This window comes from Reyranella sp. (genome assembly GCF_030651995.1).
Taxonomy (GTDB): domain Bacteria; phylum Pseudomonadota; class Alphaproteobacteria; order Reyranellales; family Reyranellaceae; genus Reyranella.
This window is the reverse complement of sequence record NZ_JAUSBN010000044.1, coordinates 45,547-60,529: the sequence shown is the minus strand read 5'-3', so window position 1 is coordinate 60,529 and position 14,983 is coordinate 45,547. Positions and strand designations below refer to the sequence as shown.

At 67.6% G+C, this 14,983-nt stretch carries 15 protein-coding genes and 1 pseudogene; 11 read left to right on the top strand and 5 right to left on the bottom strand.

What is annotated here, in order from left to right:
- A pseudogene (locus Q7V45_RS13665) lies at window positions 1–317 on the top strand (haloacid dehalogenase); the annotation flags it as partial.
- Window positions 318–395: 78 nt separating this feature from the next.
- On the opposite strand, the gene Q7V45_RS13660 reads toward Q7V45_RS13665, so the two are convergent.
- Window positions 396–1,313 carry a phosphoribosylaminoimidazolesuccinocarboxamide synthase gene (locus tag Q7V45_RS13660; RefSeq protein ID WP_304852832.1) on the bottom strand — a complete coding sequence of 306 codons (918 nt, stop codon included), beginning with the start codon at window positions 1,311–1,313 and terminating at the stop codon, window positions 396–398.
- Between the two features lie 140 nt (window positions 1,314–1,453).
- Window positions 1,454–1,810: a carboxymuconolactone decarboxylase family protein gene (locus Q7V45_RS13655; protein ID WP_304852830.1), complete on the bottom strand. Its 357-nt coding sequence runs from the start codon at window positions 1,808–1,810 to the stop codon at window positions 1,454–1,456.
- 124 nt (window positions 1,811–1,934) lie between these two features.
- On the opposite strand from Q7V45_RS13655, the gene Q7V45_RS13650 reads away from it, so the two are divergent.
- Complete coding sequence (locus Q7V45_RS13650; protein WP_304852828.1) at window positions 1,935–3,833, top strand: potassium transporter Kup; 1,899 nt, start codon at window positions 1,935–1,937, stop codon at window positions 3,831–3,833.
- A gap of 4 nt (window positions 3,834–3,837) precedes the next feature.
- On the opposite strand, the gene Q7V45_RS13645 is transcribed toward Q7V45_RS13650, so the two are convergent.
- From Q7V45_RS13645 to Q7V45_RS13635, 3 genes are read right to left on the bottom strand one after another with little or no spacing between them, the layout of a single operon-like run.
- Complete coding sequence (locus tag Q7V45_RS13645) at window positions 3,838–4,191, bottom strand: VOC family protein (RefSeq protein WP_304852826.1); 354 nt, start codon at window positions 4,189–4,191, stop codon at window positions 3,838–3,840.
- The gene (locus tag Q7V45_RS13640; protein ID WP_304852824.1) at window positions 4,188–4,445 is read right to left on the bottom strand and encodes a hypothetical protein; all 258 of its coding nucleotides are present in this window, start codon (window positions 4,443–4,445) and stop codon (window positions 4,188–4,190) included. The genes Q7V45_RS13645 and Q7V45_RS13640 overlap by 4 nt, the downstream gene beginning before the upstream one ends.
- 11 nt (window positions 4,446–4,456) lie before the next feature.
- Complete coding sequence (locus Q7V45_RS13635) at window positions 4,457–4,870, bottom strand: hypothetical protein (protein WP_304852822.1); 414 nt, start codon at window positions 4,868–4,870, stop codon at window positions 4,457–4,459.
- A 180-nt stretch (window positions 4,871–5,050) separates the two neighbouring features.
- Between Q7V45_RS13635 and Q7V45_RS13630 the strand changes: the two genes are divergently transcribed.
- The 9 genes from Q7V45_RS13630 (at window position 5,051) to Q7V45_RS13590 (ending at window position 14,981) form a co-directional block, all read left to right on the top strand.
- On the top strand, window positions 5,051–5,233 hold the full coding sequence (locus Q7V45_RS13630; protein ID WP_304852820.1) for a hemin uptake protein HemP: 183 nt from the start codon (window positions 5,051–5,053) through the stop codon (window positions 5,231–5,233).
- A gap of 111 nt (window positions 5,234–5,344) precedes the next feature.
- A complete protein-coding gene (locus Q7V45_RS13625) occupies window positions 5,345–7,588 on the top strand; it encodes a TonB-dependent hemoglobin/transferrin/lactoferrin family receptor (RefSeq protein WP_304852818.1) in 2,244 nt (747 codons plus the stop codon).
- Between the two features lie 56 nt (window positions 7,589–7,644).
- Complete coding sequence (locus Q7V45_RS13620; protein WP_304852816.1) at window positions 7,645–8,430, top strand: energy transducer TonB; 786 nt, start codon at window positions 7,645–7,647, stop codon at window positions 8,428–8,430.
- A gap of 12 nt (window positions 8,431–8,442) precedes the next feature.
- The gene (locus Q7V45_RS13615; RefSeq protein ID WP_304852814.1) at window positions 8,443–9,492 is read left to right on the top strand and encodes a hemin-degrading factor; all 1,050 of its coding nucleotides are present in this window, start codon (window positions 8,443–8,445) and stop codon (window positions 9,490–9,492) included.
- On the top strand, window positions 9,492–10,355 hold the full coding sequence (locus tag Q7V45_RS13610) for a hemin ABC transporter substrate-binding protein (RefSeq protein ID WP_304852812.1): 864 nt from the start codon (window positions 9,492–9,494) through the stop codon (window positions 10,353–10,355). Before Q7V45_RS13615 ends, Q7V45_RS13610 begins: the two co-directional genes overlap by 1 nt.
- 11 nt (window positions 10,356–10,366) lie before the next feature.
- Window positions 10,367–11,386, top strand: a complete 1,020-nt coding sequence (locus Q7V45_RS13605) for an iron ABC transporter permease (protein ID WP_304852810.1) — start codon at window positions 10,367–10,369, stop codon at window positions 11,384–11,386.
- Entirely contained in the window at window positions 11,383–12,162 is a 780-nt protein-coding gene (locus tag Q7V45_RS13600; protein ID WP_304852808.1) for a heme ABC transporter ATP-binding protein, read from the top strand. The genes Q7V45_RS13605 and Q7V45_RS13600 overlap by 4 nt, the downstream gene beginning before the upstream one ends.
- Before the next feature lie 98 nt (window positions 12,163–12,260).
- Window positions 12,261–13,535, top strand: a complete 1,275-nt coding sequence (locus tag Q7V45_RS13595) for a hypothetical protein (RefSeq protein ID WP_304852805.1) — start codon at window positions 12,261–12,263, stop codon at window positions 13,533–13,535.
- A 9-nt stretch (window positions 13,536–13,544) separates the two neighbouring features.
- On the top strand, window positions 13,545–14,981 hold the full coding sequence (locus Q7V45_RS13590) for a hypothetical protein (RefSeq protein WP_304852803.1): 1,437 nt from the start codon (window positions 13,545–13,547) through the stop codon (window positions 14,979–14,981).
- The last annotated feature ends 2 nt before the right edge of the window (window positions 14,982–14,983 follow it).

The following is a 14,983-nucleotide window of genomic DNA, read 5'->3' as shown; positions in this document are numbered from 1 at the left end:
TGGCCGCCGCCGATGTCGGCATCGCCATGGGCACCGGCACCGACATCGCCATCGAGAGTGCAGGCATTACCCTGGTGAAGGGCGACCTGCTGGGCATCGCCCGCGCCCGCGATCTCTCCCGGGCAACGATGGCCAACATCCGGCAGAACCTGTTCTTCGCCTTCGTCTACAACGCGGCCGGTGTGCCGGTGGCGGCAGGCGTTCTCTATCCGCTCTTCGGAATTACCCTCAGCCCCATCTTCGCCGCCGCCGCCATGGCGCTGAGTTCGGTCAGCGTCATCGGAAACGCACTCCGACTGCGGCGCCTGGAACTCTGAACCGGCTGCCACAGTTCGAGGCCCTTATGTCGCTTTGCGCTTGTCCTCTCCCGCATGTCGGGGGAGGACAAGCAGGTTCTACGACACCGTGAGTTCGGCGCCGGTCAGCCGCCGGTAGGCCTCGAGGTACCGCTTGCTGGTCGCCTCCACGACCTCCGCGGGCAGCCGGGGCGCCGGCGCCTCGCCGTTCCAGCGGCCGGCATGGCGCTCGACATCGAGCCAGTCGCGCAGCGGCTGCTTGTCGAAGCTGGGTTGCGACCGCCCCTCCTCGTAACCGTCGAGCGGCCAGAAGCGCGAGGAATCCGGCGTCATCACCTCGTCGATCAGCAGGATCCTGCCATCGGCGGTGCGGCCGAACTCGAACTTGGTGTCGGCGATGATGATGCCCTGCTTCAGGGCGACATCGCGGCCGCGCGTGTAGACGAGCCGGGTCAGCCTTTCGAGCTCGGCCGTGACCTCGGTGCCCAGCGCGTTCCGCATCTGCGCGATGGTGATGTTCTCGTCGTGGCCGCTCTCGGCCTTGGTCGCCGGGCTGAAGATCGGCGGATCGAGGCGGCCGCTCTCCTTCAGGCCCTCGGGCAGGGTCTCGCCGGCCAGGGTCCCGGCCTTGGCATATTCCCGCCAGGCCGATCCGGTGATGTAGCCGCGGACCACGCATTCGATCGGGAAGACCGTGCCGCGCCGGCAGAGCATGGCGCGCCCGGCGATCTCGGCGCGGTGACCCTTCAGGGCGGGCACCGCGGCGATGATCTCGTCGGCGTCGGCCGAGATCATGTGATGGTCGACGATGTCGCCCAGCTGGCGGAACCACCAGGCGCTGACCTGGGTCAGCACGGCGCCCTTGTGCGGGATGGGCTCGGCCATCACCACGTCGTAGGCGCTCACCCGGTCGGTCGCGACCAGCAACAGCCGTTCCGCATCCACCGCATAGACATCGCGCACCTTGCCGCGCGCGATCCTCTCGAGCGGCAGATCGCTCACCGTCATCAGCATCATCATATCCCTCGTCCTGAGGAGGCCGCCCCTCGACTGCCTCGGGGTAAACTCTGCGGCCGTCTCGAAGGACGGGCCACAGTGCGGGTGCCTACCCTTCGAGACGCGGCCTGCGGCCGCTCCTCAGGGTGAGGTTCCTCCGATCAACCTTCCTTGCGCAGTTCCTCGAACACTTCCTTGGCGGTGAGCATGGCCTCGCGCACCGACGGCAGGCCGATATAGCCGCAAAGATGCATCAGCGCCTCGGACAATTCATCCTCCGTCCAGCCCTGGCGACGGGCCATGCGAAGATGGATCGCGAGTTCCGGCCAGCGTGCCTGGGCGGTGTCGGAAATGACGCAGATCAGCGTCTTGGTCTTGAGGTCGAGGCCGGGACGCGACCACAGCATGCCGAAGACTGCCTCGCGGGCGTAGTCGCCGAATTTCTGCATCATGGGGTCGTCGTAGACCGACTTGTTCATGTCGGCGGCGAATTTCTCCCCCATGAGATTCGCCCTCATTTCGCTACCCTTCTTGTAATTCTCGCTCTCGGCCATCGTTTCCTCCTTTGTTACGAATTCTGGACTGCAGCGTCCCGGAATTCGCCGCTAGGATCAATTGTCCAAGGGGAGAGTTGACCGAACGATGGCCGCCAGCGGCACTGTGATCGAACCCGCCGGCCGGCGGCGCCGGGCGGCACTGACCCTGGCCGCTCTCGGAGTCGTCTTCGGCGACATCGGCACCAGCCCGCTCTACACGGTCAAGGAGTGCTTCAGCGAGTACACCGGCATCCAGCCCACGCACGACAACGTGCTGGGCATGCTGTCGCTCATTACATGGGCATTGATCGTCGTCGTCACGCTGAAATACGTGGCCGTGGTCATGCGTGCCGACAACAAGGGCGAGGGAGGCGTGCTGGCGCTGATGGCGCTGGTCTCCAGCCAGGCGAACATCGCGTCGCACTGGCGCCGTCGCTTGTATCTCATGCTGGGCATTGCCGGTGCGGCCCTGTTCTACGGCGACTGCCTGCTCACGCCCGCCATCTCGGTGCTGAGCGCCGTCGAGGGACTGACCGTCGCCACCCCGGCCTTCCAGCCGATGGTCATCCCGATTGCGATCGGCGTCATCGTCGCGCTGTTCTCGGTCCAGCATTTCGGCACCAGCGGCATCGGCAAATGGTTCGGGCCGATAACACTGCTCTGGTTCGTCGTGCTGGCAGCACTCGGCGCGCACCAGATCGTACAGCGCCCGGACGTGCTGGCGGCACTCTCGCCGCACCATGCCGTGGGCTTCGCCATGCGCGAGAAGATCGTGGCCTTCGTCGCACTGGGCGCGATCACGCTCGCCATCACCGGCGCCGAGGCGCTGTACGCCGACATGGGCCATTTCGGTGCCAAGCCCATCCGGCTCGCCTGGCTCGGCCTCGTGCTGCCGGCGCTGCTGCTCAACTACTATGGGCAGGGCGCCCTGATCCTGAGCGACCCGAGCGCGCTCGCCAATCCGTTCTTCAACCTCGCCCCCGACTGGGCGCTCTATCCGCTGGTCGGCCTCGCCACCGCGGCCACGGTGATCGCCTCGCAAGCCACGATCTCGGGCGCCTTCTCGATGGCCAAGCAGGCAGCGCTGCTCGGCCTCAGCCCGAGAGTCCACATCCAGCACACCTCGGCCAGCGAGTTCGGGCAGGTCTACCTCCCGGTGGTGAACTGGCTGCAGATGCTGGGCGTCGTCATCCTGATCTTGGCGTTCAAGTCGTCGACCAATCTCGCTTCGGCCTATGGCATCGCCGTCACCGGCACGATGCTGATCACCAGCACGTTGGTGTTCGTTCTGGCCGTGCGGTACTGGAAGTGGGGCTGGCCGCTCAGCATCCTCGTGTTCGGCGCCTTCATTGCGGTCGACCTGGCCCTGCTCTGCTCCAACATGCTGAAGTTCCTCGACGGTGGATGGGTGCCGCTGGCGATCGCCGCCGTGATCTTCCTCTGCATGTGGACCTGGCTGACCGGCCGGGCGGCCGTGGCCAAGCGCGAGCAGGACGATGCATTGCCGCTGGAGACGCTGCTCGAGAGCATCAATCCGGCGCGCGTACACCGGCCACAGGGCACCGCCGTCTACCTCACCGCCACCTCCACCAATGCGCCGCGCTCGCTGATGCACAATCTGAAGCACAACGAGGTGCTGCACGAGCACGTCGTGCTGCTGAGCATCGAGGTCGCCGATATCCCCTTCGTGTCGTCCGAAGGCCGAAGCCAGGTCACGCATCTCGGGAAGGGCGTGCACCGGGTCGTGCTGCATTACGGCTTCATGGAGCAGCCCGACGTGCCGAGCGCCCTCGTCCTGCTCGAGGACAAGGGCATACCCTTCGACCCGATGCGCACGTCCTACTTCATCGGCCGCAACACCTATGTGGACGCCAGCAAACCGCTGCTGCCGCGGTGGCAGGAGAAGCTCTTCCTCACCTTGTCGCGTTTCTCGGCCAGCGCCGGCGACTTCTTCGGCCTGCCGACCAACCGCGTGGTCGAACTGGGCAGCCGCATCGAGATCTAACGTCTCACCATTCGCCGCAGCCGAACTTCAGCAGGTTGCCGTGCGGATCGTGGATGTAGAATTCCTTCATGTTCCACGGTCGCACCAGGAAGAGGGACAGGTTGGGCACGCCGCGCGCGGTGTACTCCGCGTGGAGCGCGGCGACCTGGCCGCCGCGGATGTAGCAGGACGTGTTCTCGGGAAACCGCCGATCGTCCGTCTTCCAGAAATGCAGTTCCATGTCGTCGCGTTTGACGATCAGGTAGCTGCCGTCCCGATAGCCGACCGCGAAGCTCAGCCAGTCGACATAGAAGGCGCTGGTCTCGGCGATGTCGAGGGAGGCGAGGATCGGTATCGTGCGGGCGAAATCGACCGTCATGCATCGAAGCCGGACAGGGAGACCGCCTCCTGGGCCGGCGGCTGCAGGCCGCGCGACAGGAGATCGCCGAGCCGGGCGAATATGCGTCCGGCTTCGGTGCAGCCGACATCCTGGGCCACGGCCTCGGCGGCGACATTGAGCAACGCGTTGCCGGCGAGATCGCGGCACTCCGCGGGCAGGCCTTCGACGGCATCCGCGATCACGCGCATGGCGTGCTGCAGGTCGGTGAGGCGATCGGGCATCGGTGCGGTCATGACGGTGGCTTTCAATTGAGACGACCGGCGGCGGCACCGGCCGCCGGAGCGATCCTGAGGCCCGCGCCGGCGAGCGCGACGGCAAAGGCCTTCAGCCGGATCGCGGCCACGCGAGAGGCGGTGGGCGCCATCATGATGTCGAGCGACGCCAGCAGCGGCCCGTCATGATCGGCCTGGGCGAGACCGCAGAGCGCGACCATCACCGCTTCATCGTGGCTGACGCTCGAGCAGGTCGGCACGTGGATCTCCATGGCGCGCCGTGCGCCGAACAGGAACGCGTCCATGGCGATCGCGAAATCCGGCAGGGCGTCGAGAACGCCCGCGACCTTGAAGCCGCGATGGAGGATCGAGCCTTCGCGGGGCAGCGCGCGGTCCTGCTGCCATTGCCGCAGCGCCCACAACACGAACCGTTCACTGATCGGCAAGGCGCAGGCGCAACCGGCGTTCCCACAGCCCGGCTTCGGGTCGCTCTGCAAGGCGCTAAGCCGCTGTTCCTGAATGGTTTGCATGACCTCACCGAAAGTTGAAGGCGCTTGACGGGAACGACAGTCTATGCAATTGAGAGTCGTTCGCAAATTATTTTATTGAGGGCAGTGAGAGACACCATGAACGACATGACCCGTCCGCTTCGGGTGTTGGATGCGCAGAGCGACAGGCTGGAATTGACCGTTCCCGCCGTTGACAGCGCCGCGCTCCTGCAGGGACGGCGGGAACTCGTGATCCGCCACGGCGCCGTCATGTACCGACTGCGCCTCACCGCCTCGAACAAACTCATCCTGACGAAATAGTCCGAAACCCCGAGGGGCCATCCCTCCTCGGCTAAACTGCCCAGCCAGCCGGTCCCGCGAGGGAATTCTGCAAGCCAGGCGTCCTTTTTTATTCTTGGGGACCTGGCTCAAATGAAGCTGCGCACCGTCTACGCGCTGATGGCCACAACGGCTATCAGTGCACCTCTGAGCTTACCCGCCTGGGCACAAGCGCCGACGGTTCCGGCGACCGCCGATCCGACGCAGGCACCGCCCGCCACCCAGGCGGTGCCCACCCAGCTCGACGCCGTGACGACGGCCGCGATGCGCAGCCGGCGAGCGCTTGAGGACGTGCCGGCGACCGTGTCGGTGATCACCACCGAGAACATCGATCGCGAGAACATGCAGGACGTCCGCGACCTCGTCCGCAACGAGCCCGGCGTCACCGTCGGCAACAACCCGAACCGTGCCGGCTTCCAGAATTTCGTGATCCGCGGCATCGGCGGCAATCGCGTCCTGCTGATGGTCGACGGCATGCGAACGCCCGACTTCCCCGACAGCAACCAGGGCGCCGGCACCTACTCGCGCGAGCAACCCGACCTCGAGGACATCAAGCGGGTCGAGATCATCCGCGGCCCCGCCTCGGCGCTCTATGGATCCGACGCGATCGGCGGCGTGGTGGCCTACACCACCAAGGATCCCGGCGACTACATGCTCGGCGGCAAGGACGTCTATGCCAGCGCCAAGGCCGCCTACAGCGGCGCCAACCAGCAGTTCTCCGAATCGTTCACCGGTGCGGTGCGCTCGGGCAACGTCGAGTTCATGGGCATCTACACGCGACGCGACGGCCAGGAATACCAGCCGGCGCAGACCACGGTCAGCCCGAACCCCACGACCTGGTCCAACAACAACTTCTTCGCCAAGCTGGTCATCAAGCCCACCGAAGTCGACACGATCCGACTCACGGGCTCCTACAACCAGAGCGCCCAGAGCACCAACGTGCTCAGCGCCGTCGGCACCTTCCCCAGCCTGTTCGCGCGGATCTACGACGAGTGGGGGCAGGACTACACCAACACCTATCGACTGAGCGCCCAGTGGGAGCACAACGCGCCGATCGGTTTCGTCGACCGGCTGAGCTTCCTCGCCTATTTCAACTCGGTCTACACCCAGGCCGATACCTATACGCTGCGCGGCGGAACAACCAGCATCGTCCCGAGCAATGCCCGCACCTCGCAGTTCTACTACACGCAGAACGTCACCGGCGCCGAGCTGCAGATGCACACCGATCGCGAGATCGGCGGCCTCGACAACTTCTTCACCTATGGCGCGAGCTTCTCCTGGACGACGACGACCCGGCCGCGCAACAGGACGCAGATCACCCTCGCGACCGGCGCCACCACGAACAACGTGGGCGGCGAGACCTATCCGAACAAGAACTTCCCCGACACCGACACGGTGCAGGCCGGCATCTACGTGCAGGACGAGATCAGCGCGCTGGGCGGGCGCCTGAAGATCACGCCGGCGGTGCGCCTCGACTACTACAGCATGACGCCCAATCCCGATAAGTACTTCTGGAACTCGACGGGCGCCACGCTCAACGCCGTGCCCTCGGCCACCACCTACGTCTCGGCCTCGCCCAAGCTCGGCCTGCTCTACCACTTCAACGACACCTATTCCGGCTACTTCCAGTATGCGACGGGCTTCCGCGCGCCGCCGTACGACAACGCGAACTTCGGCTTCACCAACGCCGCGGCGTTCTACCAGATCCTGCCCAACGCCAATCTGAAGCCCGAGACGGCCAATTCCTTCGAGGTCGGCTTCCGCGGCAAGTACGAGAACGGATCGAGCTGGCAGCTCACCGGCTTCTACAACCTCTACAACAACTTCCTCGAGACCACGGTCGTCGGCATGGTCGGCCCGGTCACCCAGTTCCAGTACGTCAACCTCACCAACGTGACGATCTGGGGCATCGAGGCGCGCGGCGAGTACCGCTTCGCGCCGGAATGGGCGGTCGCCGGCTGGACCGCCTTCGCGCAGGGCACCGACACAAGGACCGGCCTGCCGGTCGATTCGGTGTCACCCTGGACCACGCAGGCACGCATCCGCTACGGCTTCGACAAGGGTCTCACGGCGCAGCTCATCGGCACGGTGGCGGCGGCCCATACCCAGGTCAGCAGCCCGACGTACTTCCAGGCGCCGGCCTACTTCAACCTCGACGCCACCGTCGGCTACGTCGTCAACGAGCACTTCAAGTTCAACGCCGGCGCGTTCAACATCACCAACGCCAAGTACTGGAATGCTCCGGACACGATCGGCATCTCGCCGACCAATCCGCAGCTCGATCTCTACGCCCAGCCCGGCCGGTATTTCGGCGTCAACCTCCTGGCCAAATGGTAGTCCCGGCAGCCCTCTCTGCCGAGCGACAGCCGGCGCCACCGGCACGCGGTCCTCGCGTGCCGGTGGCGTTGTCGCTTGCATTGCACGGGCTGGCCATCGTTCCCCTCCTCCTCGCCGGCATGTCCGGCAGCAGCGCCAGCGACGACCAGCCGGCCGCCCTGATGGTCGAGCTGTCTCTCGCGGCGCCCACCGCCGGACCCGCGGCGGAAGCCGATCAGCCCGAAACACTCCCCGAACCGCAGCAACCTTCCGAGCCGCCGGCGACGCCGGTCGAGCAAACCGAGGCGACACCGGAGCCCGAGCCGGAGCCACCCCCGCCGCCGCAGGAGGTCGCCGCCGCGGAACCCGAGATCAAACTCGATCTGCCCCCACCGGATGAACCGCCGCCGCCGACTGCCGCCGAGATGAAGCCCGTCGCGCCGCCCAAACCCAAACCGCCACAGCCCAAGCCGGCGGCAGCGCCGCGCCCGACGGCGCAGGCCGCGGTCACGAAGGCTCCCTCCCCCAACCTCGGCAACGCCAGCATCACGCAGCAGCAGGCCGCCGCCTCCTCGTCGCTCGTCGTGTTCGAGGGAAAGCCGCGTTTCCGCATTCCGCCCACGCCGGCCGTCTATCCGCCGCGCTCCATCGAGCTCGGCCAGCAGGGCGAGGTCATGGTGCGCGTCCGCCTGCAACCCGACGGAACCGCGGCCGAGATCATGGTCTGGCGCAGCAGCAGTTTCCCCCTGCTCGACCGCGCCGCGCTCACCGCGGTGCGCGGCTGGCATTTCCTTCCGGCCCTGCGCGACGGCCGCCCGGTCGCCGCCTGGGTCGAAATCCCGGTTCGGTTTCATCTTCGTTGAAAGGACAGTCTGATGCTCTCATCCCCGAATACGGACCTTGCCGCCCGTTGGAACACCCTGCGCAGCGAGAAGCCCGCGCTGCGCATCCGCGACGCGGCGGTGACGCTCGGCGTCAGTGAAGCCGAGCTGGTGGCGCTGGGCGTGGGCAGGACCGCGACCCCGCTGAAGGCCGACTGGCGCGGCATCCTGAACGACATGCAGGAGGTCGGCCGCGTGATGTGCCTGACCCGCAACGAACATTGCGTGCATGAGCGCCATGGCCGCTTCGAGGGCGTGGACGTGAAGGCCCCGCACGGGATCGTGCTCGGCCCGGACATCGACCTTCGCCTGTTCCTCGGCTCGTGGAAGCACGGCTTCGCGGTGCGCGAGCCGCTGCAGCAGGGCGAACGGCTCAGCCTGCAGTTCTTCGACGGCGCCGGCGATGCGGTGCACAAGATCTACGCCACGCAAGAGACGGACCGGCCGGCCTTCGATGCGCTGATCGCGCGCTACACGGCGGCGACGCCGCCCGACATGAAGGTCGGCGCGCGCACCCAAGATGCGGTGGATCGCCCCGATTCCGAGATCGACGTCGCGGGCCTGCGCACGGCCTGGCTCGGCATGAAGGACACGCACGAATTCTTCGGCATGCTGGGCACGTTCAAGGTCGGCCGCGTCCAGGCGCTGCGCCTGGTCGGCGAGGATCTCGCCCGCGAACTGCCGGTGCGCGCCTTGCGCGGCGCCTTCGAGGCCGCGGCCGCGGACGGCACGCCGATCATGGTCTTCGTCGGCAGCCACGGCTGTATCCAGATCCATACCGGCCCGGTGAAGCGCCTGGTCGATTCGCACGGATGGTTCAATGTCCTCGACCCCGACTTCAACATGCACCTGCGCGAAGACGGCGTGGCGCGTGTCTTCTCGGTGCGCAAGCCAACCGAGGACGGCATCGTCACCTCGATCGAGGCCTTCGACGCGCGCAATCGCAACATCCTGCTGATGTTCGGCGCCCGCAAGCCCGGCAAGCCGGAACTCGAGGAATGGCGCAGCATCGTGGCGAACGTCGAGAAGCAGGCGGCCTCCTGATGAAGCGCCGTACCGCCCTCGGCCTGGGACTCGCCGCGGCGGCCGCCGCTGCCTTCCCGGCCAATGCGCAGCAGCCGCCCCGCATCGTGTCGGTCGGCAGCTCCATCACCGAGATCATCTACGCACTGGGCGCCGAGAAGATGCTGGTCGGCGTCGACACGACCAGCATGTACCCCGAGGCCGCGCGGAAGCTGCCGCAGGTCGGCTACATGCGTGCCCTGTCGGCCGAGGGCGTGCTGTCGCTGAAGCCGACCCTGATCATCGCAACCACGGCGGCCGGTCCGGCGGGCGCGCTCGACCAGCTCAAGGCCACCGGCATCGAGATCATGATCCTGCCCGACCTTTACGACTATGACAGCGTGATCACCAAGATCGCCGCCATCGGCAAGGTGACGGGCAAGGTCGCCGAGGCCGACGCGGTGATCGCCAAAGGCCGCGAGGCCATGACGTCACTGGCGGCGACGCTCGCGAAGTCGAGCAGTCGTCCGCGCGTGCTGTTCCTGCTGTCGATGACCGGCGGGGCGCCGCAGGCCGCCGGCCGTGACACCGCCGCCGCCGGCATCATCAAGCTCGCGGGCGGCATCAACGCCGTCGATGGCTATTCCGGCTACCGGCCGCTGACGCCCGAGTCTGTCATCACGTCGCGGGCCGACTTCGTCCTGGTGACGCGCCAGACCGTCGAGGCGATGGGCGGCAAGCAGGCGATCCTCGACCAGCCGGCACTCAACCGCACGCCGGCCGGCAAGGCCGGCAGGATCATCGAGTTCGATACGCTGCTCCTGCTGGGGTTCGGCCCGCGCACGCCGGAAGCGGCCCGGGAACTGGCCATGGCTCTGCATCCAGACCTCGCCCGCGCGCCGTGACCGCACTTGCCTTGCGTCGTCCGATCCCGCTGTTCGCCCTCGCCGCCCTGGCGAGCGTGGTGGCCAGCCTGTGCATCGGCGCCTTTCCCGTGGGCTTCGGCCAGATCCTGTCGGCCATCGGCTTGTCCAACACGCCCCTCGACGACACGACAGGAGCCGTCCTTTATGCGATCCGCGCGCCGCGCGTGTTTGCAGCCTTCGCCGTCGGCGCCGCGCTCGCGGCCGGAGGGGCCGCGATGCAGAGCCTGTTTCGCAACCCCCTGGCCGATCCCGGCCTGCTGGGCGTGTCGAGCGGCGCCGCCCTCGCCGCCGTGTCGACGATCGTGCTGGGCGAGAAGGTGATGCACGTCGTGCCGCCGGATCTGCGCCCGTGGTGTCTGCCGATCGCGGCCTTCCTCGGAGGGCTCGCGGCCACGGTCGTGGTGTATCGCATCGCCGCGCGCGAGGGCGTGACCTTGGTCGGCACGCTGCTGCTGGCAGGCATCGCGATCAACGCACTTACGTCGGCAGGCATCGGCATGCTGGTCTTCGTCGCTGACGACCAGCAGCTTCGCACACTCATCTTCTGGACAATGGGCGGCTTCGGCTCCGTCACCTGGGCCGCCATCGCGCCCGCCTTGCTGATCCTTCTGATCAGCGTTCCGACCCTGTTGCCGACGGCGCACCTGCTCGACGCGCTGGCGCTCGGCGAACGCGAGGCCGGCCATGTCGGCGTCGATGTCGAGCGGCTGAAGAAGCGGCTCGTGGCGCAGGTGGCGCTGGCCGTCGGAGCCGGCGTGGCAATCTCGGGCATCGTGGGCTTCGTCGGCCTGATCGCGCCGCACATCGTGCGCCTGCTGCTCGGCCCGTCGCACCGTACCCTGCTGCCGGCGGCCGCCTTGTTCGGGGGCGCCTTCCTCGTGCTGGCCGATGCGCTGGCCCGCACCATGGTCTCGCCGGCCGAGCTGCCGATCGGGGTGCTCACGGCCCTGGTGGGCGGTCCGTTCTTCCTCTGGCTTTTGGCTAGTCGCGCCGCGCGGGGTGGGCTGTGAAACTCTTGCAAGCCATCGGCATCGAGGTGCGGGCGCGCACCAAGTCGCTGCTGCGCGATGTCTCGCTCGACGTCGCGCCGGGCGAGTTCGTGGCGATCATCGGACCGAACGGCGCCGGCAAAAGCACCTTGCTGAACGCGCTCGCCGGCGATCGGGTCCTGTCGTCGGGCGAGATCCTGCTCGACGGGCGGCCGTTGACCCACTGGAGCAAGCTGGAGCTGGCGCGCCGGCGCGCGGTGCTGCCGCAGCATTCGGCCGTGGCCTTCGACTTCACCGGCCTGCAGATCGCCATGCTGGGGCTGCTGGCCTTTCGCGGCACCCTGTCGGAACGGCAGATGCAGGCGGTGGCGGAAACGGCGCTCGCCGAGACCGAGGCGCTCGCCTTCGCCGACCGGCCCTACACCGTTCTGTCCGGCGGCGAACGGCAGCGCGTCCAGCTCGCCCGCGTGCTGGCTCAATGCGACGCCGATCCCGCGGCCACGCCGTTCCTGCTGCTCGACGAGCCGATCACCGGCCTCGACCTCTCGCACCAGCATGCGGCTCTCGCCAGCGCCCGGCGTCGCGTCGATCGGGGGTTGGGCGTACTCGCCGTGCTGCACGACCTCAACATGGCGGCGCGCTATGCCGATCGCATCGGCATCGTCGAGGATGGCCGTGTGACAAATCTGGGACCGACCCGGCAGACGCTCGACCCCGAGAGGCTTTCGGCCGTGTTTGCGACACCCATTGTGCGAATCGAGGCCGCCGGCGGAACGGCCTTCCTCAGTCCCGGCTGATTCACCGCGGTTCGGTGTTCAATCCGACATAAACCCGCCGGATTCGAACGATGTTATGATGCTTCAGCCAGCCATCATAAGTCCGACCTCAGGCATTCATGGGCGAACGCCCCACTTTGTTGATGACGACGCGTTTGGGCGTGCGCCCTCTGGGCGTACGGGGCGAACCGCTGCATGCGGTCGCCGGCCAGTTGCTGTCCGTCATCCGCCGTCGCCTGGGCGACGGTCCAGCCGACCTGCTGGCCGATCCGCAGCTCCGCGAATCGGGTGACGGCATCGACTGGTACGCGGCGCGCACCGGCACCGTCCAGCGCCTCAGCGAACTGGATGAGAGCCAACGCACGGATGTTCTGCGCATCGTCGAGGATCACCTCGCGTCCATCCGCTCGCTGGGCGCGCAGCTCATGGGCTCGCAGACCAGCGAAGAGGCGCGACTGATCGGGCGCTCGCTCGAACTCTCGACGTCGCGCCCCTCGGACGACTTCGTGTTCGTGGTCGACGGACAACCGGTGATCGTCGCCTGGGGTTACGAAGCCGACGCCGCGGCAGGCCTGCAGGCGTTCCAGCTGGCGACGGTTCCCGCGGCGGCGCGGCCCGAGGCGGTGTTTGCGAGCGCACCGGCCGCAATGCTCCCGGCGACTCGCATCGTCGGCTGGGCACCCTGGTTCAGCGCCCTGCTGTTCGGCCTGCTGCTGCTGCTTCTCCTGCTCCTGACCTCGTGGCTGCTGCGCGCCTGCGTGCCGGTCGATCCGACCGTGAACATCGCGACGCTCGAGACGCCGGCGCCGCCGGCGCCCGAAGCCCCACCCGACCCGACGCCGCTGCTGAAGGCGGCGCTCGAATCGGCCGGCGATGAGGAGCAGAAGCTCAAGGCCGAGCTCGCCTCGCTGCAGGCCGAGCTCAAGGACAAGCTCGAACAGTGCAAGCCGGTCGAGCCGCCCAAGCCACCACCGGCCCCGCCGCCCGTCGCCAAGGTCGAGCCGCCGAAGCCGCCTCCGCCGGCCCCCAAACCGCAGCCGCCACAGCAGGCATCCGCGCCGCCCGTCAATCGGCCACCGCCGGGCCAGCTCCCTTGCGACTGGTCGGGCGATTCCGGCGGCGAAGGCGTGACACACAACAAGCACTATCTCGGCGACAAGCCGGGCTTCGTGGCGCTCAACTACCAGCTCTTCCAGGCGCCCGACGACATCAGGGTCATGTATCGTGGCCGCCAGGTCGCCGGCACTGGCGGACCGCGCAGCGGTCGCGGCGGCTTCGGATTCGACTGGAATCCGGTGGCCGGGGATTATTCCGTCGATGTGATCGTAACGGGTCCACACATGGGCACGCGCTGGAACTACGCCATAGCCTGCCCGCGTGGGGGCAGACGGTGAGGAGCTGAGATGGCCGCAGGCCCGCTACTTGTCAGTGAACCGCTGCAGCGCTACCGCGCGCTCGGGCTCGCCGGCGATCCGGTCTGGCGCGCCGCAGGACAGCTGCGCGCCGCCATCGCCGCCCGCCTGTCACGCGAGCATGCCGACCTTCTGGCAGTCCCCGAAGCCGAGCCGAGCGGTCGCACGATCGACTGGTATGCGCCGTTCGACGGCGACGTGAAGTGCCTCGGCGATCTTGGTGACGCCGAGCGCCGCGAGATGCTCGACAGGGTGCATCGCCTGCACGGCGAGATCGCAGGCCTGGCGACCCAGATGGAAGGGGTGGAACGCTCCAACGCCGAACGCAACTTCGCACGCCTGCTGCGTCAGGCGCTCACCGCGCCGGGCGAAGAGACGCTGTATGTCGTGGACGGCCGTCCGGTGATGACCTTCTGGGGCTTCACCGCCGATGCCGCCCTGCCCGGCGTGTTCCTGCCGAGCCTGCCGCCCGCCGTTGCGCCGCGCGTCGCCGCTCCTCCTGTTTCGCGACCCGAAGCCGTGATGGCCTCGGCGCCGGCCCTTGCCGCCGTCGCAGCCACGCGCACGGTGTGGTGGCAGTGGCTGCTGCTCGGCGTCGTGCTGATGCTGATCCTGGCGCTGCTCGCCTGGCTGGTGCGGCCCTATCTGCCGCGCATCGAGCCCTACATCGAGGCCGAAGCGCGCGAACGCGCCTTGGGGTTCGCCGTGCGCCAGCCCATGGAACTGCAGCAGACTCGCGTCGCGACCCTGGCGCATGACAATGAGGAATTGCGCCTCGAACTGGCCCGTCTCACCGACGAGTTGTCACGCCGCGGCGGCGATTGCGCCGCCGGTGTCATCGGACCGGGCGGCGTGATCGTCGGCTCCGTCGGCGGGCCGCCGATCGAGCGTGGTGCCGGCCCCGATCTCGGCGTCGGCGCAAACGATCCGGCGCAAGACACGAAGGATCCGAACAAGCCGGGTGCCAAGGGCGCCGACGTGAAGGGGCCCGACGCACAAAACAAGGACGCCGCGGCCAGGAACGATGCGGGCAACAACAAGAAGGACGAGCCCAAGCCGATGGTCGTACCGCCCGAGGCCAAGCAGAAGCAGGACCTCGCCTTCCTGAAAGGCGACTGGCGCTCGCGCACCGGTCTCGCGACTGCGACCGGCGAGAAGGATCTGCGTCCGAACTACACGCTCGACGACAAGGGCAAGGGCAAGGTGTCCTTCACCCAGAAGAACGGCGCCACCTGCGAGGCGCCCGCCGAGGCGCGCTGGGACGGCACCAAACTGGTGATCGAGGAGAAAAGCAATCCGCGCTGCAGCGACGGCAAGACCTACGCCCGCAATACCGTGAACTGCGAGATCGGCCCCGACGGCGCCGCACAATGCAAAGGCAGCCAGCCCGGCGACCCGCGCAGCTACAAGGTGCAGATCGGTCGCTGAGA